The sequence below is a fragment of the Serratia sp. JSRIV004 genome (assembly GCF_019968705.1).
In the GTDB taxonomy this organism is placed as follows: domain Bacteria; phylum Pseudomonadota; class Gammaproteobacteria; order Enterobacterales; family Enterobacteriaceae; genus Chania; species Chania fonticola_B.
In genome coordinates this window covers 5,944,167-5,965,283 of record NZ_CP074140.1, presented here as the reverse complement: position 1 = coordinate 5,965,283, position 21,117 = coordinate 5,944,167, and the positions used below count along the sequence as shown (strand labels likewise).

At 53.6% G+C, this 21,117-nt stretch carries 19 protein-coding genes; 7 read left to right on the top strand and 12 right to left on the bottom strand.

The genetic code is table 11. The annotated features are described in order from the left end of the window. Nucleotides 1-174: 174 nt before the first annotated feature. Nucleotides 175-702 carry a hypothetical protein gene (locus KGP21_RS28440; protein ID WP_223500553.1) on the top strand — a complete coding sequence of 176 codons (528 nt, stop codon included), beginning with the start codon at nt 175-177 and terminating at the stop codon, nt 700-702. Next, the gene (gene bamE, locus KGP21_RS28435) at nt 699-1,049 is read left to right on the top strand and encodes an outer membrane protein assembly factor BamE (RefSeq protein WP_209523655.1); all 351 of its coding nucleotides are present in this window, start codon (nt 699-701) and stop codon (nt 1,047-1,049) included. The genes KGP21_RS28440 and bamE overlap by 4 nt, the downstream gene beginning before the upstream one ends. A 64-nt stretch (nt 1,050-1,113) precedes the next feature. Here the strand turns inward: bamE and KGP21_RS28430 are convergent, their stop codons facing one another. Further along, nucleotides 1,114-2,778, bottom strand: coding sequence for an AsmA family protein (locus KGP21_RS28430; protein ID WP_223536718.1), 1,665 nt, complete (start codon nt 2,776-2,778; stop codon nt 1,114-1,116). A 141-nt stretch (nt 2,779-2,919) separates the two neighbouring features. After that, nucleotides 2,920-4,317, bottom strand: coding sequence for an NCS2 family protein (locus KGP21_RS28425; RefSeq protein WP_024527836.1), 1,398 nt, complete (start codon nt 4,315-4,317; stop codon nt 2,920-2,922). A gap of 237 nt (nt 4,318-4,554) precedes the next feature. Here KGP21_RS28425 and gltS point away from each other — a divergent pair, with 237 nt between their 5' ends. Both gltS and KGP21_RS28415 read left to right on the top strand, forming a co-directional pair. Then, a complete protein-coding gene (gltS, locus tag KGP21_RS28420) occupies nt 4,555-5,766 on the top strand; it encodes a sodium/glutamate symporter (protein WP_094981549.1) in 1,212 nt (403 codons plus the stop codon). A gap of 283 nt (nt 5,767-6,049) precedes the next feature. After that, the gene (locus tag KGP21_RS28415; RefSeq protein WP_223498629.1) at nt 6,050-6,649 is read left to right on the top strand and encodes an ester cyclase; all 600 of its coding nucleotides are present in this window, start codon (nt 6,050-6,052) and stop codon (nt 6,647-6,649) included. 243 nt (nt 6,650-6,892) lie between these two features. On the opposite strand, the gene recG is transcribed toward KGP21_RS28415, so the two are convergent. From recG to gmk, 5 genes are read right to left on the bottom strand one after another with little or no spacing between them, the layout of a single operon-like run. Beyond that, nucleotides 6,893-8,974, bottom strand: coding sequence for an ATP-dependent DNA helicase RecG (recG, locus tag KGP21_RS28410; protein WP_209523663.1), 2,082 nt, complete (start codon nt 8,972-8,974; stop codon nt 6,893-6,895). Then, nucleotides 8,971-9,669: a tRNA (guanosine(18)-2'-O)-methyltransferase TrmH gene (trmH, locus tag KGP21_RS28405; protein ID WP_024482947.1), complete on the bottom strand. Its 699-nt coding sequence runs from the start codon at nt 9,667-9,669 to the stop codon at nt 8,971-8,973. The genes recG and trmH overlap by 4 nt, the downstream gene beginning before the upstream one ends. A gap of 5 nt (nt 9,670-9,674) precedes the next feature. Further along, entirely contained in the window at nt 9,675-11,789 is a 2,115-nt protein-coding gene (gene spoT / locus KGP21_RS28400) for a bifunctional GTP diphosphokinase/guanosine-3',5'-bis pyrophosphate 3'-pyrophosphohydrolase (protein WP_223536715.1), read from the bottom strand. An 18-nt stretch (nt 11,790-11,807) separates the two neighbouring features. Further along, a complete protein-coding gene (gene rpoZ / locus KGP21_RS28395; protein ID WP_024482945.1) occupies nt 11,808-12,083 on the bottom strand; it encodes a DNA-directed RNA polymerase subunit omega in 276 nt (91 codons plus the stop codon). 54 nt (nt 12,084-12,137) lie between these two features. Further along, on the bottom strand, nt 12,138-12,761 hold the full coding sequence (gene gmk / locus KGP21_RS28390) for a guanylate kinase (protein ID WP_024482944.1): 624 nt from the start codon (nt 12,759-12,761) through the stop codon (nt 12,138-12,140). A 284-nt stretch (nt 12,762-13,045) separates the two neighbouring features. On the opposite strand from gmk, the gene ligB reads away from it, so the two are divergent. After that, nucleotides 13,046-14,770: an NAD-dependent DNA ligase LigB gene (gene ligB, locus KGP21_RS28385; protein WP_209529712.1), complete on the top strand. Its 1,725-nt coding sequence runs from the start codon at nt 13,046-13,048 to the stop codon at nt 14,768-14,770. Here ligB and KGP21_RS28380 read toward each other — a convergent pair. Next, nucleotides 14,767-15,384, bottom strand: coding sequence for a trimeric intracellular cation channel family protein (locus KGP21_RS28380; protein WP_024527839.1), 618 nt, complete (start codon nt 15,382-15,384; stop codon nt 14,767-14,769). The two genes, ligB and KGP21_RS28380, sit on opposite strands and share 4 nt — an antisense overlap. Nucleotides 15,385-15,615: 231 nt before the next feature. Here KGP21_RS28380 and KGP21_RS28375 point away from each other — a divergent pair, with 231 nt between their 5' ends. After that, a complete protein-coding gene (locus KGP21_RS28375; RefSeq protein ID WP_209529709.1) occupies nt 15,616-16,053 on the top strand; it encodes a DUF3574 domain-containing protein in 438 nt (145 codons plus the stop codon). 45 nt (nt 16,054-16,098) lie between these two features. Here KGP21_RS28375 and KGP21_RS28370 read toward each other — a convergent pair whose 3' ends face one another. Beyond that, nucleotides 16,099-17,283 carry a NupC/NupG family nucleoside CNT transporter gene (locus tag KGP21_RS28370; RefSeq protein WP_071683771.1) on the bottom strand — a complete coding sequence of 395 codons (1,185 nt, stop codon included), beginning with the start codon at nt 17,281-17,283 and terminating at the stop codon, nt 16,099-16,101. Nucleotides 17,284-17,473: 190 nt separating this feature from the next. Next, the gene (locus KGP21_RS28365) at nt 17,474-18,553 is read right to left on the bottom strand and encodes a linear amide C-N hydrolase (protein ID WP_209529707.1); all 1,080 of its coding nucleotides are present in this window, start codon (nt 18,551-18,553) and stop codon (nt 17,474-17,476) included. A gap of 109 nt (nt 18,554-18,662) precedes the next feature. On the opposite strand from KGP21_RS28365, the gene KGP21_RS28360 reads away from it, so the two are divergent. Beyond that, nucleotides 18,663-19,550 (top strand): LysR family transcriptional regulator, encoded by an 888-nt coding sequence (locus tag KGP21_RS28360; RefSeq protein ID WP_209529705.1) that lies wholly within the window; start codon nt 18,663-18,665, stop codon nt 19,548-19,550. 43 nt (nt 19,551-19,593) lie between these two features. Here KGP21_RS28360 and fdnI read toward each other — a convergent pair whose 3' ends face one another. Beyond that, nucleotides 19,594-20,235, bottom strand: coding sequence for a formate dehydrogenase-N subunit gamma (gene fdnI / locus KGP21_RS28355; protein WP_024482937.1), 642 nt, complete (start codon nt 20,233-20,235; stop codon nt 19,594-19,596). Continuing rightward, entirely contained in the window at nt 20,222-21,115 is an 894-nt protein-coding gene (fdxH, locus tag KGP21_RS28350) for a formate dehydrogenase subunit beta (protein WP_024527856.1), read from the bottom strand. The genes fdnI and fdxH overlap by 14 nt, the downstream gene beginning before the upstream one ends. Between the last annotated feature and the right edge of the window lie 2 nt (nt 21,116-21,117).

Below are 21,117 nucleotides of genomic sequence, written 5' to 3'. Positions count from 1 at the left end.
ATTGCGTACGGGACATGACCGGTAAATTGAGGGAATATGTCAATAAATATAATGTGTTACGTAAAATTTTTAGTTTCTGAGCTACAACTTCAGTTGGGTCGCTTCCTGTGAAGGAGCTCTGCTAACTGGTCGGGGTAGTGTGGTTTGTTAATTATATATTATCAAGGAGTTGATATGCTTTATAAGAAAACCAGAGTAAGTGTTATATTTTTTTCATTGATGGCTACCATGTCATTAGCCAGTTGTAGTCTGTTTCCTGACCCGCCTATGTACGTTCCACCCCCAAATGATGGTACGGTTGCAAAAGTTCGACTTCTAGGAAACCCACTGACCTATTCGATTAGTCAGAAAAAATCAAATGGTGAGTCTAGTGGTGGATATGTACAAAAGCATAGGCGTTTCCTAAATATTATTCCTGATAGTACGAAGTCAATAGGTATGCCTAAGTTACCACAAGGTGACTACAGTGATACTTATACTGAGGTTACGGTAACTCCAGGAATCAAAACAACAATTTCTCATAGAATTAGTAATCCAGATGGAGGGGGATGTAGCGTCAGTTTGGATTTCACTCCTAATGAAAAAGGGTTGTATGAGTTTAAATATAACTACTCAGACAAATCTGGATATTGTGTTTTATATGGGAATGAAATCAAGTACGACAGCATCAATGAAACTTATATTGAAGAGAAAATAAAATGAAAATGAGTAAGTGTCCAGTTATTTTTATGTTTTTTTTATTAGTGGGTTGTGCTTCTAATGTTGATAGAACAAAGGTTACAGCGCTTGACCAATATACAGAAAAAACAATCAAAGAATCTTTGATTGTTGGCTCAACAACAAAAAAAGATGTCATTAAACTCCTTGGTAGACCAAATTCTCCAGAAGATTATAACGGGCTTAATGTATGGTTTTATAATTCTAAAAAGACTGATAGAAGAGTAATTTTTTTAATTCCTGTTATCAATGATAGAAACCAAGTTTTGGAGCTAACATTTAATGATGCAAAGATCCTCAAGGATATGAAATATCAGGAACTAAAACAGTAAATAGCGTCTCACTGCATTATTCAGAGAAGAAAACAGGGTTCGGCACTGCCGAACCCTGTTTAGGTCACGGCACCTGCTGCTCCAGAGTCTGCCCATCCTTACTGGTAGCCTGCAACTGGCCCTTCAAAGACGCTTTAAACGGCCCATCGCTGTTGAGTAATCCCTTCAGCTGCAACTGCAGATTACCATCACCCTCCAGCGGCACATGCTGCCAACCCCATTGCTGCAAGGTATTCACTGGCACCGAGCGTCCGTTAAGGGACAGGGTGAATGGTTTACCTGGCAGTTGGCTGACGTTGGCCTTGGCATCCAACAGGCCATCGGGCATAAAGGCGCTCAGCTCGGTAACGTTGATCTGCTGTGCATCCGCATCCAACGCCAGCGATGGGCGGCGTACGTCGATCTTGTTAAAGGTGGCACCACCGGCGTTGAGTTTCAGCGAGCCGGACCAAATCCCCCACTGATGGTCACTGGCCAACAGCAGATTGCTGCCGTTACCATCCAGCGAGGTGAGCTGGAAGGGGAAATCCGGGTTGATATCGATGATCAGGTTACGGTTGGTGCTCATCTTGGCGACGTACACCTCCGCCAGCCAGCTTGGTAGCGGCTGTAACCAGAGTTCACGCCAGTTGCTGGGCAAGGTGTACTCCAACGCAGAGACGGCCACCTCGTCGAGTTGCAGGCGCTTGTTGGCGCGCAGCCAGTTGCCGGTGGTACGCAGCAATCCACCTTCCCAGCGGGTGCTGAACTGGCCAATGGCAATGCCCGCTGGCGAGAGTTGCATATCCATAATCGGATCGATGAGATGGAAGTTACCATTGATTAGGTCGTCGGCGGTGAAATTGATCGCGCCATCCTGACTACTCCAATCCCCCTGTTGGAAGGTGATATTTTGCATCGACAAATCGAGGTCGTTCGCCGCCCAGGCGTTACCTTCCAGGCGGGCGTTAATCAGATCGAAGCGTTTCAACGTAATGGGTGGCAACGCCGTGAAGCGGTCCCAGAACTGTTCTAGCGTCATTGGTACTTGTAGGCGGACGTTGCTTAGCCGCAACCGTTCAACCAACCAACTGCCATCGGCAGCTCGGCTGGCTACCCCGGTGAGATCGCCCTGTGCCAGATCGGCACCAAAGTCGCTCAATATCAGCTGGTTTTGTTTGATTTCGCCCTGGATCAACACCTGTGAGGCCGGAATACCGTTGACCACCATCGAACCGGCGCTGAACTGGAACTGATTGTTATCTCCGAGCAAATGGCCTGCCGTTGGCTGCCACGGGTTGATCCCGGCATTGACCTTCTGCGCGTTAAGCTGCCAGCTCTCATCGTTAGATTGCAGTGCCATATTGCTCAGTTGCAGCACATCGGCCTGTATTGGCAGCGGTGCGCCCTGCAAAGGCTGAACGTTTAGGGTACCGTCGCGCAGCGTGATGCTATCGAAATAGCGTGGCTCGATAATTTGCCGCAGGCTGAAAGCCATATCCACCTGCTTGGCCGCCAAGAGTTGCGGTTGGTTGGCACGGGCGAGGGTTACGCCCTCCAGGCTGAGCTGTCCTGGTTTGCTCCACGAATGCGTTATTTTTTCTACCGACAGCTGGTAATCACCACGATCGCTGATCCAGTGACTCAACCAGCCTGCGGCCCAGCGGGTTTGCCCCACGACGTAGAGCAGCACAATGGCCAGCACTATCAGCAGCAGCAACGTGATCAATAGTTTTCCGATAAATTTCATCGTGTGGATCCGTAGCGGACAGAAAAGATACCCTGTTTATGCCGCAAATAGCCTTCCAGCTCAAGGGCAATGGCCTGAAAGACAATAAAAAAACGGCCAGTAGCGGTTTGCCAATGGCCGTTGGTTTGCTGCGGGGAGCGCTTATTTTTCTTCTGGTGGGAACAGCAGGTTCAGCACAATGGCGGTGATCCCACCGGCAGCGATACCGGAAGAAAGCAGGGTTTTCAGCCAGTCCGGTGCAAACTGCAAGATCAGCGGTTGTTGGGAAACCCCCATACCGACGGCCAGCGACAGCGCCATAATCATGATGGCGCGGCGGTTTAGCTTCTCGCGGGAAACGATACGCACGCCGGAGGCCGCAATGGTACCGAACATCACGATGGTCGCGCCGCCCAGCACCGGTTCAGGAATATGCTGCACAAAACCGGCAACGGCCGGGAACAGCCCCAGCAGGATCAGCATCAGTGCTACCACAAAACCGACGTAGCGGCTGGCAACGCCGGTCAGCTGGATCACCCCGTTGTTCTGGCCAAAGCAAGAGTTCGGGAAGGTGTTGAATACCGCAGACAGCATTGAGTTCAGGCCGTTGGCCAGCACCCCGCCTTTCAGGCGCTTCATATATAGCGGGCCACTGACCGGCTGTTCAGAAACGTCGGAGGTGGCGGTGATATCGCCGATGGTTTCTAGCGAAGTGACCATAAAGATCAGCATCAGCGGCAATAACAGGTTCCAGTCAAAACCCAGGCCGTAATACAGCGGGGTAGGAACGGTGATCAAGGTCGTTTGGGTAGCCGGTTCGGTTTCCGGCAGCATACCCATCGCCCAAGCCAGCAGATAACCTATGGCCATGGCGATCACCAACGAAGCGACGCGCAGGTAAGGGTTACGTTGGCGGTTAAGTAGAATAATCACCACCAGCACCGCGCCTGCCAGCAGCAGATTCTTGGGCGCGCCGAAGGTGTGATCGCCCATCGCCGCATAGCCACCACCGATAGAGGTCAGCCCGACCTGGATCAGCGACAGGCCGATAATCATCACCACAATGCCGGAGACCAGCGGGGTAATGATGCGGCGCGCCAGGTGCAGCACGCGTGACAGTAGGATTTCGGTACAAGAAGCCACCATCAATGTGCCGAACAGTGCGGCCATCATGGTGGGCACGTCTGCACCGCCGTTTTTCAGCGCCAGCCCGCCCATAATCAGCGGTGAGACAAAGTTGAAGCTGGTACCCTGAATGGACAGCAGGCCAGACCCCACCGGGCCCCAGGTTTTGATTTGCAGTATCGAGGCCAAACCGGAAGCGAACAGCGACATGCTGATGATGTGTTGCGTATCCTGCGCTGGCAGGCCAAGCGCTTGGCAGATCAACAGGGCCGGGGTGATCACGGCAACAAACATCGCCAGCAAGTGCTGACTGGCGGCAAACAGCGTTTGCGGCAGTGGAGGGCGGTCTTCCAGGCGGTAAATCAGTTCACTATTGTGTGAAACGGGGGCTGATGCTTTTTGCGCGGCATCAAGCTCGGCGGTTTGGCTGGACATGGTGTGGCTTTCCCAAAGGCGGCAAAGAAGGCATTTTAATGATCTGTCTCACAAAAGCAAACGGTTGCGCATTAATATTTTTTACGATGCTGAACCCATTAATGTCGCATTTTCGTTCATTTTTTCTTGTGTTATTAGCCGTTTTTACTTTTAATCCCCCCTTCATCAAGTTAAAAAACTGAGTAAATTTTATAACTTATTAATTTATTGGATTTAATCACTACACGGAGTAGCTAGATGTTTCATCTCGATACTTACGGCACGTTAGTTGCCGCTACGCTGGTCCTGCTGCTTGGGGGCAAATGCGTACGCTCCATTCCTCTGCTGAGAAAATATACTATTCCTGCTCCTGTTGCCGGTGGTTTACTGGTGGCGCTCCTGCTCTTGGTTTTGAAGAAAACGGTGAACTGGGAAGTCGGCTTTGATATGTCGCTGAAAGACCCATTAATGCTGGCCTTCTTTGCCACTATCGGTCTGAATGCCAACCTGGCGCGCCTGCGGGCGGGGGGCAAGGCACTGGTCGTGTTCCTGTTCGTGGTGCTGGGTCTGCTGTTGGTACAGAATGCCATCGGTATCGGCATGGCGAAAATGCTGGGCCTGGATCCATTAATGGGGTTGATTGCGGGCTCGATTACGCTTTCTGGTGGGCATGGCACCGGGGCGGCCTGGAGCAAGGTGTTCATCGAGCGCTATGGGTTTGAAAATGCCACCGAAGTGGCCATGGCCTGCGCCACCTTTGGTCTGGTGCTGGGTGGCCTGATTGGTGGCCCGGTAGCCCGCTATCTGGTGAAACACTCCTCAACGCCGGAAGGCACACCGGATGACAGCGTGCAGCCGAGCGGCTTTGAGAAGCCGGAAAGTGGCCGCCTGATCACCTCGCTGGTGATGATCGAAACCATCGCCATGATCGCCATCTGCCTGAGCCTCGGTAACTTTATTGCCGGGTTATTGAATGGCACGGCCTTCGAACTGCCGACTTTTGTCTGCGTGCTGTTTGTTGGCGTGATCCTCAGCAACACCCTGTCGGCAACGGGCTTCTACCAGGTGTTTGAGCGTGCGGTCTCCGTACTGGGTAACGTGAGCCTGTCGCTGTTCCTGGCGATGGCGTTGATGAGCCTGCGCCTGTGGGAGCTGGCTTCGCTGGCCTTGCCAATGCTGGCTATCCTGGCGGTGCAGACGCTGGTTATGGCGTTGTATGCCATCTTCGTGACCTATCGCGTGATGGGTAAAAACTACGATGCTGCCGTGCTGGCTGCGGGGCACTGTGGTTTTGGCATGGGGGCGACGCCAACGGCCATTGCCAACATGCAGGCGATCACCGATCGTTTCGGCCCTTCGCATCTGGCATTTTTGGTGGTGCCGATGGTGGGCGCGTTCTTTATCGATATCGCTAATGCCATCGTGATTAAGCTGTATCTGATGCTGCCGGTGTTCCCGGCGATCGGCTGAATCATCAAGTAGTGGCAGCCCCTCTTCAGGGGCTGTTTTTTATGCGTGCCTCGAACAGCTTTAGAAATTGAGCCTGTGTTCTGCCTACGATGTATACCTTCAATAGCGTTAACCCCATTGCTTATTTAGCCATTTCTCCGTTTGAAAATCCCTTCATTATTTTTGAATGACTCAAGCAAATTTACTTGGTAATTTTTTTGTATCGTCTGCTCTACTATATAAATTCAAAAGGAAGTTATCGTATATATAGAGTTAAATAATAAGGAAGATGGAAGGTACCTTTATGAAAAATGAACGTCATGTATTAAAAGCAAGCATTGCCTCTCTGTTTATATTAAGCCTTGCCGTGAGTGCAGCAGCAAATAAACCTGATGATTTCTCTTCAATGTCCGATTCCCATGCTGAACAACGCATCAATAAGAGTTTGGAGGAGTTTAAAGCAGAAAGGAAAACTGTCGAAAAAAATCTGCAAAACTTTGATGATCTAGACTTTAATGTCTACAGCCATCAAAAGTGGGATGAAATGCACAGAAGTCATGCAGAGGATATCATTGTTCATTATCCAGATGGCTCGGTGACCCACAATCTAAAAGAACACTTAGAGAAATCCAAGAAGATTTTCGCTTTTGCCCCTGACACCGAGAACCCTATACACCATATACGTATCGGCCAGGATAAGTACACGGCGGTCACCGGCGTATGGCGAGGAACGTTCACCAAACCAATGATACTGTCAGACGGTACGGTTATCCAACCCACAGGTAAACGTTTTGAGATAGAGATGGCAACCATAGGCCGTTGGAATGACAAAGGCACCATGGATGAAGAGTGGCTGTTCTATGACGATTACACCTTTATGAAGCAATTAGGGTTGTTGAAATAATATGTAGAGTCACCTTTAATTATTAATATTACAAAAGCTGGTGCTCCTGATGGGGCACTCTTTTGTATGTTAGTTAAGATTACAAGGGGTACAATTTCTGTATTGATCCATAATAATATTATTGTTCGTTTTTTGAATATAATGGCTAGACATAACAATAAAGACAAGTTTGGCGTAGGGTAATTCTCCATTTTTCCAAGCGGGCTCCGGTATAGGCCCCCTCTTTCATTAGGGGGAAGATGCTTAAGCGTTTGAGTAGCGAGCCGTTTCTGGTAACCAGCGCTCAATTAAGGCATGTGCATGCTGCGGATACTGCTGGTGAATATGGCGTGCTACGCGCTGGACTTCGGGGATCATGGCCTGATCGCGTAACAAATCGGCCACTTTAAACTCTGCACTGCCGGTTTGGCGCGTTCCCAATAGCTCACCCGGCCCACGGATCTCCAAATCTTGCTGGGCAATAACAAAGCCGTCGTTACTGTCGCGCAGCACCTGCAGGCGTTTTTGGGCGGTTTTGCTGAGCGGGGTTTTATACAGCAGCACGCAGTGAGAGGCTACCGCACCACGGCCAACCCGGCCACGCAGCTGATGCAACTGGGCCAAACCAAGCCGCTCTGGGTTTTCAATGATCATCAGGCTGGCGTTTGGTACATCAACGCCCACTTCAATCACCGTGGTGGCTACCAGCAATTGCAGTTCACCCTGTTTGAAGGCCTGCATTACCGCCTGTTTCTCCGCTGACTTCATGCGGCCATGCACCAGCGCCACCTTCAGTTCCGGCAGTGCAATCTTCAATTCTTCCCAGGTTGCCTCTGCGGCCTGGGCTTCCAGTAAGTCAGACTCTTCGATCAGCGTGCAGACCCAATAGGCCTGGCGACCTTCTTCGATACAGGCGCTTTTTACCCGCTGGATGATATCGGCCCGGCGCGTATCGGGGATCGCCACCGTTGTCACCGGCGTACGGCCCGGCGGCAATTCATCGATCACCGAGGTGTCCAGATCGGCGTAGGCGGTCATCGCCAGCGTGCGCGGGATTGGCGTGGCGGTCATGATCAACTGATGAGCATGGAACCCTTGTTCTTCGCCTTTCTCCCACAGCGCCAGCCGCTGATGCACACCAAAGCGGTGTTGTTCATCGATAATCACCAGGGCCAGGCCATTAAACTGCACCTGCTCCTGGAAAATGGCGTGCGTCCCGACCACCATCGACACCTGACCGCTGGCAATGGCTTCCTGTTGGGCGAGGCGTGCTTTGCCCTTTTGCTTGCCAGCCAACCAACCCACCTCAATCCCCAAGGGTTCAAACCACTGGCGGAAGTTATTGGCGTGTTGTTCGGCGAGTAATTCGGTGGGGGCCATCAGCGCCACCTGTTTGCCGTGAGCAATGACGCGTAGTGCGGCCAGGGCAGCAACCAGAGTTTTACCTGAGCCGACGTCGCCCTGTACCAGGCGCATCATCGGGAAACCTTTTTGCAAGTCCGCTTCAATATCTGCCACAACCCGAGTTTGAGCACCGGTAGGAGAGAAGGGGAGCTGGTCCAGGAAGCGGTTTTTCAGCCGATCGTCAGGCGTTAGCGATAATGCCCGGTAGCTTTGCGCACCGGCACGGACGGCCAACATGCTGAGGTTATGCGCCAGCAGCTCTTCAAGGATTAGGCGTTTCTGTGCCGGGTGCTTACCCTGTTCCAAATCAGCCAGTTGGATATCCGGCGGCGGACGGTGCAGCATGTGCAGCGCCTGCGGCAGGCTCATCAAGCCACCGCTTAATTCCGGCGGCAGCAGCTCGGCAATCGCACAGGTATCCAGCAACTCCAGCGCCTGATCGGTCAACTTGCGCAGCGTGGCTTGGCGGATCCCTTCGGTGGTGGGATACACCGGCGTCAGGGCTTCTTGTAGCTCGACCTCGCTGTTTTCCCCCTGGACACGGTATTCCGGGTGGATAATTTCTGCTCCGTGGGTGCCGCGTTTGACTTCGCCATAGGCCGTTACGTGGCGGCCAGTAGCCAGGCTGTTCTTCATCGCCGCGTTGAAGTTGAAGAAGCGCATAGTCAGGATGCCGGTGCCGTCGCTGATCTGGCAGGTGAGCATGCGGCGGCGGCCAAAACTGATATCGCTGCGCAGCACTTCCCCTTCCACCGTGGCAAAAATGCCCGGCAGCAGATCGTTGATTGGGTAGAGGCGGGTGCGGTCTTCGTAACGTAACGGGAGGTGCAGCAGCAGATCCTGGATGGTATTCAGGCCAATTTTGGCCAGTTTCCCCGCTTGGCTGGCTCCAACCCCGGAAAGAGTAGTGAGTGGGACGGCATCCAGCAGGCGGCCTTTCATCGGCGTACCGTCGTTGCCTGCATGGCTGCCCACCATTCGGCGTCGGCAACCACTTGGCCTTGATCGTCAATCTGCGGGCGCGGCAGCTTTTTGCGCTTGGCCACGTTGGCTAACACCGGATAGCCGCCTTCAAACAGCAGGCGTTGCTGTTCCTGCTCATCTAACGCGCTGAGATCGCGGCGATACATACCGGCGTTTTGCCGCTGGCGTTGGGCCTCATACAGGATCAGTGCCGCAGCGACAGAGACGTTCAGCGACTGCACCATACCGATCATCGGAATGATAATGTCCTGATCGGCCAGGGCTAGTGCCTCTTCGGTGATGCCGGTTTTTTCCTGCCCCAGCAGTATGCAGGTGGGGCGGGTATAGTCTATTTCGCGAAAATCGACGGCGCGAGCAGAAAGGTGAGTTGCCAGGATCTGCATCCCTTGGCCTTTTAGATGCGTGACTGCATCGGCGATGGTGGGATGGGTTTTTACGCTCACCCAGCTATTGCTGCCCGCAGCGGAGGAGACCAGGGTACGCATCCGCGGGGTAGGCCACACGGCATGCACCTGATGTACGCCGACGGCATCGGCGGTACGGATAATCGCGGAGACGTTATGCGGTTTGTGAACCTGTTCCAGGCAGACCGTCAGATCGGGCTGCCGGGTGGCCAGCATTTCACAAATCCGCGCATAGCGTTCGGGGCTCATAGGCGCTAGTTTCGGTTACGGTTAACTTTAATCACATCCGGCATGATACGGATCTTACGCATAATATTTGCCAGGTGGATGCGATCGCGGGTGGTCAGGCGGATAAAGGCGCTGTAGACCCGGCCATCTTTCTCTTCGGTATTCAGGCTTTGAATATTCGATTCGGCAGCGTTGATCGCCGCCGTGAGGTTGGCCAACGCACCTTGATGGTTGAACATGTCCACTTTGATTTCCGCAATGAACTCCTGCTCGGTTTCCATATCCCACTCGACCGCCATGAATTTCTCTGGCTCTTTCTGGTAGCCGCGGATATTACGACAGGATTCATGGTGAACCACCAGGCCCTTGCCCGGGCTGACATGGGCAATAATCGGATCGCCTGGAATTGGGCGGCAGCACTTGGCAAAGGTGATCAGGACGCCATCGGCGCCTTTGATGGCCAGGTTGCGCACGCCGTTCGAGGAGCCCAGGCTGGACTGATCGCCCTGCAGGTTCTTCGCGACTACCACGCTCATGGCGTTACCGAGGCCGATTTCTGCCAGCAGATCGTCCAGCGTAGCCAGCTTCATGCGATCCAGCTCATGCTGGATATTCTCTGGCGGCACTTCCGAAAGTTTGCGGCTGCCCCCGAGCGCATGGTTGAGCAAACGGCGGCCGAGGCTGACGGAATCATCGCGCTTGAGGTTTTTCAACATCTGGCGGATCTTGGCGCGGGCTTTGGAGCTCACCACAAAGTTCAGCCAGGCGGCATTTGGCCGGGCACCCGGAGCGGTGATGATCTCTACCGTCTGGCCACTGGCTAAAGCTTGTGACAACGGATGCGGCTGGCGATCGACACGTGCGCCAACGCAGGCGTGGCCGATATCGGTATGCACGGCGTAGGCAAAGTCGACCGGTGTAGCGCCGGCTGGCAGTTCGACAATACGGCCTTCCGGGGTGAAAACGTAAATCTCATCGGGGAACAGATCGGATTTTACGCTTTCAATAAATTCAAACGAGCTACCGGCGCTTTGTTGCAGCTCCAGCAGGCTCTGCATCCAGCGTTGGGCGCGGATCTGTGCGGTGGTGCCGCCGGTTTCGCCCTGTTCCTTTTCTTTATAGGCCCAGTGCGCGGCGACCCCCATTTCGGCCATCTGATCCATATCTTCGGTACGGATCTGTACCTCAACCGGCACGCCGTGCGGGCCGATCAGTGAGGTATGCAGCGATTGATAGCCGTTAGCCTTGGGAATGGCGATATAGTCTTTTACCCGGCCCGGGCGCGGCTTATACAGGCTGTGTGCCTGGCCCAGCACCCGATAGCAGGTATCCACTTCTTTGACGATCACCCGGAACGCGTAAATATCCATGATGGAATGGAAGCGCTGTTCTTTCAGATGCATCTTGCAGTAGATGGAGTAGAGGTGCTTTTCCCGCCCGCTGACGCGGCAGTGGATACCCGCTTCGGTCAAACGACCTTCGATCTCGGAGAGGATTTTCTGGATCATCTCCTTACGGTTACCGCGCGCGGCTTTCACCACTTCTTTGATGACGCGGTAGCGGTTCGGGTAAAGCGCTTCAAAACCCAGCTCTTCCAGCTCGGTTTTCAGATGATGAATACCCAGGCGGTGGGCCAATGGGCTATAGATTTCCAGGGTTTCACGGGCGATACGCCGCCGTTTGTCCGGGCGCAGCGAGCCAAGCGTTCGCATATTGTGGGTGCGGTCCGCCAGCTTGATCAGCACGACGCGGATATCCTGCACCATCGCCATGATCATCTTGCGGAAGTTCTCCGCCTGCGCTTCTTTCTTATCCTGGAATTTTAATTTGTCTAGTTTGGATACGCCCTCAACCAGTTCGGCAACGCTTTTGCCAAACAGTTGTTCCATATCCTGATAGGTGGCCGGGGTGTCTTCGATGACGTCGTGCAGCAGGGCTGCCATCAGCGTCTCATGATCGAGACGCATTTCCGCCAGAATACAGGCCACGGCGACCGGGTGAGTAATGTAGGGCTCACCACTGGAGCGTGTCTGTCCCTCGTGAGCATCACGTGCGACGAGGTATGCCTGTTTGAGGCGCTTAATCTGCTCCTCAGGCAAGTAACGTTGAATCAGCAGATTCAGGCTTTCAAACAGGTACAAGGCAGACTCACAGTCTAATTAACGACGACCTTCAGCAATCGCGGTAACCGCCTGGATCTCTGCGGCTTCCTGCTCTTGCTGCTCCTGGCGCTCACGAACATCGAGGATCTGGCTGTTGATCAGGCCTTCTTCGATTTCGCGCAGAGCGATAACGGTGTACTTGTCATTCTCTTCAGGTACCAGTGCATCCTTACCACCGGTCTGGATTTGACGTGCCCGACGAGCAGCGACCAACACCAGGTCAAAACGGTTACCAATTTTCTCTACAGCGTCTTGAACAGTTACGCGTGCCATATTTGTGCTACTCCACAGGTGACGAAAAGACTGGGCATAATACTGAAACTGTCTTCAGTCTGCCAATAGTTTGCTGATTAAAGCATCATGCCGCAGCATTTGACGGCCCAAACGCAAGCGTTCGGCGCGAATAATGGTCTTCAGATCGGACAGGGCCAGATCGAAATCGTCATTCACGATTAAATAATCATACTCCGCGAAGTGCGTCATCTCCGCGACGGCCTGCGCCATGCGCTTGGCGATCACGTCATCCGCATCTTGCCCACGGCCACGCAGGCGGCGGCCAAGCTCTTCCTTCGACGGCGGCAGAATAAAGATGCTGCGCGCCTGGGGCATTTTGGCACGGATCTGCTGTGCGCCCTGCCAGTCGATATCCAGGAAGACGTCAACGCCGGTCGACAGTACCTGCTCGATGGCCGCGCGGGACGTGCCGTAATAGTTGCCGAATACTTCTGCGTGCTCAAGAAACGCATCCTGCTCAATCATCCGGCGGAATTCGTCTTTGGAGACGAAAAAGTAGTGCTCGCCGTGATTTTCACCCGGGCGGCTATCGCGCGTGGTGTGTGAAACCGAAACCTGCGTATCGTACAGCGGTTGCGTCTTTAACAAAGCCTGAATCAGACTTGATTTCCCTGCGCCACTTGGGGCAGAGACAATATAAAGCGTGCCTTGAGCCATGATGATGTTCGTTGCTAGCGGTTGATGAGTCAGTGACAGCGGATGTGTAAATTCTCCGCACAGTATACACGGCTAACGGGCGGTATGCAGCGTTAGCTCGCATTTTGGCCGTCGCTTTCTGCTAAAAACAGCGTAAAAAAGTCAATTTGCGCGGCGGATCGGGAAATTTTTGCCGTTTTCAGCAAATACGCATTCCTTTTGGGAAGCGTTTCGCACCTCCGGTTTTTGGCGTTAGCCAGCAAAGGCGATTGAGTATTTACTGCTGGGAAGCAAGGAGGTACTCAATGTGGAGAGGTATTTATCGGGCGCTGGTGTTGGTTGGAATGCTGTGTAGCTCGGCATGGGCTGGAGATTGTCCAGTGTGGTCGCCAGAGCGCTTACAGGTGGAAATTTCTGCGCTGGATGATCAGCTCGGGCGCTGGGATGAGGCTTATTATCGCCTGGGCAACAGCCCGATCGATGATGAGCTCTACGACAGCTTGCTGCAGCAACTGCAAGATTGGCGGCGTTGTGTCGGTGTAGCAGAAGACGGTACGCGGCCATTGCCAGCGGGCAAAGTACCGCATCCGGTGGCGCACATCGGATTGCGTAAACTGCGCAACTCGCGTGCCATAGAACAATGGATGCAGGGCCGCCACGATCTGTGGGTGCAACCCAAGGTTGATGGTGTGGCGGTCACTTTGGTCTACCGGCAAGGCGTATTGGTGAACGCCATTAGCCGGGGGGATGGGCAGAAGGGTGAAAACTGGCTGGAAAAGGTCAAGGCGATCCCCGCTATCCCCAATGTTTTACCGGAGGTTACGGCCAATATAGTACTGCAAGGGGAGCTGTTCCTGATGGTGAACGATCATCACCAGCAAACCCAAGGGGGCATCAACGCCCGCTCCAAGGTTGCCGGGATGCTGATGCGTAATCCGCGCACTGCGCAACTTGAGCAGCTTGGCCTGTTCGTCTGGGCGTGGCCCGATGGCCCGCCAACCATGGCCGAACGTTTGCAACAGCTTGCAGCCATGGGTTTTACGCTGCCGCAGCAATATTCACAACCGGTCGCCACGTTGGCGGAGGTGGAGCAGTGGCGGGCAGCTTGGTACAGCGGCCCTTTGCCGTTTGTCACCGATGGCGTGGTGATCCACCAAGGGCAAGAACCTCGGGGGCGCTACTGGCAGGCCAAACCCAATGACTGGGCGGTTGCCTGGAAATATACCCCGGTCCAGCAAGTGGCCAGAGTCACGGATGTTGAATTTGCCATTGGTCGCACTGGCAAAATTGCCGTGATGCTACGCCTGGAGCCGGTGCGTATGGACGATAAATGGATCCGGAGGGTGAACGTGGGCTCGCTGGCCCTGTGGCAAAAATTGGACATCGTGCCAGGCGATCATATTGCGATTAGCCTGATGGGGCATGGCATCCCGCATTTGAAACAGGTGGTCTGGCGTGAGGTTGCAAGGGCAACACCCATTGCGCCAAAACCGGAGGATTATCATGCTTTGAGCTGCTTTACCTTGCAGCCCGGATGTCGCCAGCAGTTTCTGGCGCGGTTGGTTTGGTTGAGCAGCGCCAATGGGCTGAACATCACCGGGTTGAATAAAGCAGGCTGGCAGGTGCTGATTGATCAAGGATTGGTGAATAACCTGCTGGATTGGTTGGAATTAACTCCGGAACAGCTCAGCGCGGTGCCCAGCCTGGGGGCGAAGCGTGCGCAGGCGCTTTATCGTCAATTTCGGCTGGCGCGGCAGCAACCTTTCGAGCGTTGGCCGATCGCCCTCGGTGTGCCAATTTCGTCATCACAGCTGGCAACGCTACAAAATTGGCCGCAGGTACAGCAGATGACGTTGGCACAGTGGCAGGAACTTGCTGGCTTGGGTGCGCAAAAAGCCAGAAAAGTGCAGGAATTTTTGCAATACCCTGCCTTTCTGGCACTAGTTCAAACCTTGCAGCAGCACCATATCAGCGGCTTTGATGCGGTTCCCGATCGTGCCGAACCGCTTGGCGATGCTTTCGCGAATTAATGATCGGGATGCTGATAGTTAAACACCGGCAAGCCAAGGCGAAAGCGCAGTGCGATCAGGCGAGCGCTGAGGCCAGCAACCAGGGTAATAATAATCACCATGTTATGCGGCAAGTTAAGGTATTGCAGGCCGATATACAGCCAGGCAGCGGCAAAAGCGATGCCTGCATAGATTTCCTTCTGGAAAACCAGCGGGATACGGTTGCAGAACATATCGCGCAGCACACCGCCGAAAACGCCGGTGATCACGGCGGCAATGGCTGCAATCAGTGGGGCATGGCCCATATCCAGAGCCACCTGCGCGCCGATGATCGAAAATACGATCAGCCCAATGGCGTCCAACACCAGGAACAGATGGCGCAGGTGGCGCATCAGCGGAGCCATCCAGGTGGTGATAATTGCCGCTATGGCTATGATAACAATATACTCAGGGTGTTTAACCCAGCTCAGCGGGAAGTGCCCAAGCAGCATATCACGCACCGAGCCCCCACCAATGGCGGTAGCGGAGGCGATAAAAATCACGCCAAACAAATCCATTTGGCGGCGGCCTGCGGCTAACGCGCCGGTCATGGCTTCTGCGGTGATGCCGATGATATAAAGAATGCTCAGTAACATAGTGGATTCACTGGGTCGGAGGGCAAGGGTGTCAACGCCGGAGGGTAACGAGCCTGATGGCAACGCACCACTGAGTTTTTTTGTTGGTGTCGCTTTCGAATTACTTTACCTAATGCTAAATAGGTGATTTTTGCTTACTACTAGTCTCTAGTGCTACTTGTGATTTTTACAGCACATTAGAAATTTATTGTTAGTGTCTGTTGATGATTATTTAAGGAACATGAAAGCGAGATGAAAAACACCCCGATATTGGCAGTCGCCGTCGCCATAACCTTGCTGTTGAGCGGCTGCGTAGCGCCAGTGCAACAGGCCTCACCGTTAAAACCAGAAGCAACGTGCAGCATCGGCGAGCCGATGACCCAAACCACGCTCTATTTTGGCTTGAATCGCCCGGCAGGGCCGATAATTACGGCGGTTGAATGGCAGACATTTGTCGATCAGCAGGTAACCCCGCGTTTTAAAGATGGGTTATCGGTATTTGATGCCAAAGGGCAATGGTTGGGGAACGATGGCAAGCTGGCGCGGGAAAACAGCAAGGCGTTGATGCTGATCCATAGCCCTGATGCTGCCAGTGAGCAAAACATTGAGGCGCTGCGCACCCGCTATAAACAGCAGTTTGCCCAAGACTCGGTGATGCGTGTCGATGCGCCGGTGTGCGTCGCGTTCTAATGAATACCCGGCTTGCCGCAACTACAGCAAGCCTGGCTATTGTTTTTACAGCACCAGCCCGGCAACCGCTGCCGAAAGCAGGCTAACCAGCGTGGAACCGTAAACCAGCTTCAGGCCGAAGCGGGAAACCACGTTGCCCTGGCGTTCGTTTAATCCCTTGATGGCCCCGGCAACAATGCCGATGGAAGCAAAGTTGGCGAAGGACACCAGGAACACCGAGAGGATCCCCAAACCACGTGGGGACAGCTCTGCCGCGATTTTTTTCAGTTCAATCATCGCCACAAATTCATTGGCGACCAGCTTGGTGGCCATAATGCTGCCAGCCCGAAGCGCATCAGGCGCCGGAATGCCGATTAGCCAGGCTAGCGGGTAGAACACGTAACCCAGGATCTGCTGGAAACTGATGCCAAAAATGGCAGCAAAAATGGCGTTCACGGCGGCGATCAGGGCGATAAAGCCGATCAGCATGGCGGCAATGATCATCGCAATTTTGAAACCCGCGAGAATATATTCCCCCAACATTTCAAAGAAGCTCTGCTCTTCATGCAGTTTATTCAGCTTGAGTTCCGGCTCGTCGTCTACCTGATAAGGATTGATGATCGAGAGAATGATAAAGGTGCTGAACATATTGAGGATTAACGCGGCCACTACGTATTGTGCGTCGATCATCGCCATATAGGCACCCACGATCGACATCGAAACCGTCGACATCGCGGTGGCGGCCATGGTGTACATCCGGCGTGGGGAGATATCCGCAATGATGCCCTTATAGGCAATAAAGTTTTCCGACTGGCCCAGCACCAACGTGCTGACGGCGTTGAAGGACTCCAGCTTGCCCATGCCGTTCACTTTTGAAAGCAAAGTGCCCACGACGCGGATCACCAACGGCAAGATGCGGAAATGCTGCAAAATACCGATCAATGCAGAGATAAAGATAATCGGGCACAACACGCCGAGGAAGATAAAGGCCAGCCCCTGATTGCTCATGCCACCGAAAACAAAGTCAGAGCCTTGTGCTGCAAAGGCCAGCAGGATGCCAAAGAAATCGGCCACATGCTTGATAACGCCCAGTCCGCTGGCTGAATGCAGGAAGAAATAGGCCAGTGCGGCTTCAATCACCAGCAACTGAATAATATAACGTGGGCGGATTTTCCTGCGGTCATTACTGACCAATAACGCGAGAACGACAATAACCACCAAGGCTAAAATAAATTGCAAAATTTGCGACATAAACAATCCGAACGGCATACAGGCTAGGAAAGCGCTATTTAGCCACAGCCCGTGGTGCCTTTCATTACCCCGCATGACGATTAGAACAAAATACTTTGGGCGTGTGTTATGCGTTCAGATTATTGCTGGCCATTGGCGGCCAGCAGCGTTTGATCGTGAAATTACCCTTATAACAATAGTGGGTTAAGCGTTATTTCGCCTGGGCCAGCACGTTACCTTCCCAGCCCTGTTGGGCATAGTCGTTAAGATGGGCGATCTTACGCACCGGCTGCCCTTGGCTGAAGTTGATGTCATTCAGCGGAACCCAAACCTGCGAGGCCGCAAAGGCGGACTTGAAGTGATACTCCGCATGGCTCAGATCCGAAATCGCCGTCCAGTAAGTCCCGATGCCTTTGTTCTGGTCCGGGCGCTTGCTGTATTTGGCATACATGTCGGTGACCTTTTGTTCGCTTGGCTCTGCCGGTGAGCCGATCGGATAAGCCACGTTATTAAGCACCGATAAGATGAAGCCCTGTGCCTGGTTTTTATTGTCCGGCTGCGGCAGGTTTTTCAAATCATAGCTGGCGCGCACCAAGCGCTCATCCGCTTCCAAGCCACCAGGGATCTCGCTGCGCGTGGCATTCTGATACTTGGCCAGGTTCTGCAGTTGTTTATCGTAAGAGGGGGGATTGGTCATCACCCGATAATTTTTGTCGTGATAGATATTCACTTTGCCATTATCGATCTCAATGATGGCAGAATCACCGCTAACGTCCTCGATCGCGATGTGTTTGGTATCCGAGGCGTAATCGATAGGCATATGGGCGGCGGCCAGGCGTACGTCGCTACGGATGGCTTTAACCGCTTCATCAACGGTGGCGTAGTTATCCAGGATGTAGCTCAACCAGGCGCGGCTTTCGATCACCGGCTTGTCCTGATTGTCCTGCTGCACTTGGCTGCCGTTCATATAAAACAGCGTATGGCCCGCTAGCCCCTTTTCATTCATACCGTCCATTGGGAACACGCCATCGGCGTAAACCACGACGCTGCCGTAGTGGGTTTGCCACTGGGCGGCGTTCTTCGCATCCCCGCCGTTATGCGCAATACCGCGTGGTGTGATCACCAGTGAGGGATCTACCGGCCCGAAGAAATCCAGATTGCGTGCGCTGACCATATAGCCTGGGTACATATTCATAAAGGCGCGGGTGCAGGCTTGCGCCCCGGTTGCCAGGCTGGCGCTGAGTGCAGCACCTACCAGTAGGGCTGATACGCTGTGTGTGAGCTTTTTCATGGTTATTTTCCTTACCTGAATGAGGTGAACAAAATAATGGTAAGCCCGCGAACTAATATCGTAGAGTGGATGAACGGGGGGAAATCCCCCGCAATTTTGTGGAGGAGAGATGGGGAAGATAGGTTTTTCGTTGGCGCAGATTGAAGCTTTCGCCAGCGTTTGTGAGACCGGCAATCTCACCCAGGCCGCCAAACGGTTGGGGAAGGATCGCACCACCGTCAGTGAACTGATCGAAAATCTGGAATTGGATCTAGGCTATTCCCTGTGCGATCGCCGTACCCGCCCATTGCAATTGACCGAGGCGGGCCAGCGCCTTTACCGGCAAGCTCGGCTGTTTTTGCAGGAGGCAGAGGCCCTTAGCCTGCTGGCTCAGCATATTCCGCAGCAGGTGCGGCAGAAACTGACGCTGTGCTATGACCCGTTTACTCCGCGCGCTTTTTTAACGGAACTGGCGATGTTTTTGGGCCAGCGTGGCATTCAGCTTAATTTGCTGATGATGGAGCGTGGTGAGGGTGAACAGGCGTTGGCAGACGATGTGGCGGATATTGGCGTTTATCAGGCGATCAACCGTTCGATTGGCGAAAAATTTAAGTGGCGAGCCTTGGGGGCCATTGAGTTGGCCGTCTATGCTCGCGAGGGTTTTTTCCCCGTGGGTAGCCCGGTCACCTTGCTGTCGTTGGCATCCAGCACCCAACTTATTCTCTTTTATGACCTGCCCGAGCCGATGGCGAAGCGCCTGCAAATCGCCGATCGCATCCAGGTCGTCAATGAACCGGCTTTGCTGCAAACGTTGTTAACCGCCGGGCTGGGTTGGGCATTCCTGCCAACTCATCTACAAATGCAGCATCTGCCGCAGGTAGAGCGGCTCAATACGGAATTAGGGAAACAGGGACTGATGCACCCGATGGTGGCACTGTGGAAGCCTGGGGCCAATAGCGAGTTGCTGAGCCTGATCGAAAGCATGCAGCAGATCTTTGATGGTTCAGTGGTCGCTTGAGGAGAGAGTCGCCCCTTCATGCGAAGGGGCGAATTTCAACGGGTTACTGCTCGTCTTTTTGCTCTTCAGCCTCGACCTTACGGTACCAGCGCGGGTGATGCTTCTTCGCCCAGCGGCGGCTGACCTTGCCTTCAATCATGCCTTTGATCGAGCCTTTCACCCAGAATGCCATATACATATGGATCAAAATGGCGTGGATCAGCACGATCGCCGATGCAGCGTGGATCAACAGTGCATAGCGGATCACCGGGATCGGGAAGTTGTGGGCGAAATAAGGGCGCCAAATGATAATGCCGGTGATCAACAGCACGAAAATCATGCTCATGATGCTCCAGAACATCATCTTCTGGCCGGCATTATATTTGCCGACGTCAGCGACCTTATGCTCATTACCCTTCAGCACTTCCACGATGCCTTTGACCCACGGCAAGTCCTCTTTCTCGGGAATGTTATGCTTCACAAAACGGAAGAACATAAACATCAGCGCGATAAAGATCAGTACACCAAAGAAAGGATGCAGGATGCGACCCATCTGCGGCGTACCAAAGGTCTCGGTCAGCCATTGCAGCGTGGGGAAGAACAGCGCAATGCCGGACAGCGACACCAGGAAGAAGCAGATGACCACCGTCCAGTGACAGGCCCGGTCGATAAACTTGGTGCGAACGATCATTTTACTTTTGCTCATGATGGTCCTCCTCGTCTTCATCATCCACTTCCTTGTTCGGGCCAATGCCGATGTAGTGGTAAATCAAACCGGCAAAGGTGGCGATGAAGCCCGCCACGGATAAGGGTTTGAGTACGCTTTTCCACAACCCGATCGACAGATCGATATGCGGGTCTTTTGGCAGATTGTGGTACAGCTCGGGGTTATCGGCATGGTGCAGTACGTACATCACGTGGGTGCCGCCAACGCCTTGCGGGTTATACACGCCCGCATGCTCAAAGCCGCGTTTCTTCAGCTTTTCGACCCTCTCCTGTGCCACGTCCAGCATTTCTGCCTTGGTGCCAAAGTGGATTGCGCCCGTTGGGCAAGTCTTCACACAGGCCGGTTCCTGGCCCACGCTGACGCGGTCAACGCACAGGGTACATTTGTACGCCCGGTTGTCTTGCGGGTTCAGCCGTGGAATGTTGAACGGGCAGCCGCTGATGCAGTAACCACAGCCGATGCAGTGCTCGGACTGAAAATCCACGATGCCGTTGGCATATTGGATAATCGCCCCGGCAGACGGGCAGGCCTTCAGGCAACCCGGATCTGCGCAGTGCATACAGCCATCCTTGCGGATCAGCCATTCCAGCTTGCCGTTCTGCTCCACCTCCGAGAAACGCATCAGCGTCCAGGATTTGGCACTCAGATCGGCGGGGTTGTCATAAACCCCAACGCAGTGTCCTACTTCATCGCGAATATCGTTCCATTCGGAACAGGCCACCTGACAGGCCTTGCAACCGATGCACGTGGAAACGTCAATCAGCTTGGCGACCTCGACCTTGTAATCACGCGCTTGGGGAGGCGGCGTCAGGGTGTTGGTGGCCGAACGTTTGATAATGTCTTGGGATTGCATGGACATAA

Excerpts from the sequence above, each read along its gene's own strand:
- KGP21_RS28360 (WP_209529705.1), top strand. The coding sequence starts at position 18,663 with ATGGGGAAGATAGGTTTTTCGTTGGCGCAGATTGAAGCTTTCGCCAGC.
- fdxH (WP_024527856.1), bottom strand. The coding sequence starts at position 21,115 with ATGTCCATGCAATCCCAAGACATTATCAAACGTTCGGCCACCAACACC.
- bamE (WP_209523655.1), top strand. The coding sequence starts at position 699 with ATGAAAATGAGTAAGTGTCCAGTTATTTTTATGTTTTTTTTATTAGTG.
- KGP21_RS28440 (WP_223500553.1), top strand. The coding sequence starts at position 175 with ATGCTTTATAAGAAAACCAGAGTAAGTGTTATATTTTTTTCATTGATG.
- KGP21_RS28370 (WP_071683771.1), bottom strand. The coding sequence starts at position 17,283 with ATGTCGCAAATTTTGCAATTTATTTTAGCCTTGGTGGTTATTGTCGTT.
- trmH (WP_024482947.1), bottom strand. The coding sequence starts at position 9,669 with ATGAGCCCCGAACGCTATGCGCGGATTTGTGAAATGCTGGCCACCCGG.
- KGP21_RS28425 (WP_024527836.1), bottom strand. The coding sequence starts at position 4,317 with ATGTCCAGCCAAACCGCCGAGCTTGATGCCGCGCAAAAAGCATCAGCC.
- KGP21_RS28430 (WP_223536718.1), bottom strand. The coding sequence starts at position 2,778 with ATGAAATTTATCGGAAAACTATTGATCACGTTGCTGCTGCTGATAGTG.
- gltS (WP_094981549.1), top strand. The coding sequence starts at position 4,555 with ATGTTTCATCTCGATACTTACGGCACGTTAGTTGCCGCTACGCTGGTC.
- gmk (WP_024482944.1), bottom strand. The coding sequence starts at position 12,761 with ATGGCTCAAGGCACGCTTTATATTGTCTCTGCCCCAAGTGGCGCAGGG.
- recG (WP_209523663.1), bottom strand. The coding sequence starts at position 8,974 with ATGAAAGGCCGCCTGCTGGATGCCGTCCCACTCACTACTCTTTCCGGG.
- KGP21_RS28415 (WP_223498629.1), top strand. The coding sequence starts at position 6,050 with ATGAAAAATGAACGTCATGTATTAAAAGCAAGCATTGCCTCTCTGTTT.
- KGP21_RS28365 (WP_209529707.1), bottom strand. The coding sequence starts at position 18,553 with ATGAAAAAGCTCACACACAGCGTATCAGCCCTACTGGTAGGTGCTGCA.
- fdnI (WP_024482937.1), bottom strand. The coding sequence starts at position 20,235 with ATGAGCAAAAGTAAAATGATCGTTCGCACCAAGTTTATCGACCGGGCC.
- KGP21_RS28375 (WP_209529709.1), top strand. The coding sequence starts at position 15,616 with ATGAAAAACACCCCGATATTGGCAGTCGCCGTCGCCATAACCTTGCTG.
- ligB (WP_209529712.1), top strand. The coding sequence starts at position 13,046 with ATGTGGAGAGGTATTTATCGGGCGCTGGTGTTGGTTGGAATGCTGTGT.
- KGP21_RS28380 (WP_024527839.1), bottom strand. The coding sequence starts at position 15,384 with ATGTTACTGAGCATTCTTTATATCATCGGCATCACCGCAGAAGCCATG.
- rpoZ (WP_024482945.1), bottom strand. The coding sequence starts at position 12,083 with ATGGCACGCGTAACTGTTCAAGACGCTGTAGAGAAAATTGGTAACCGT.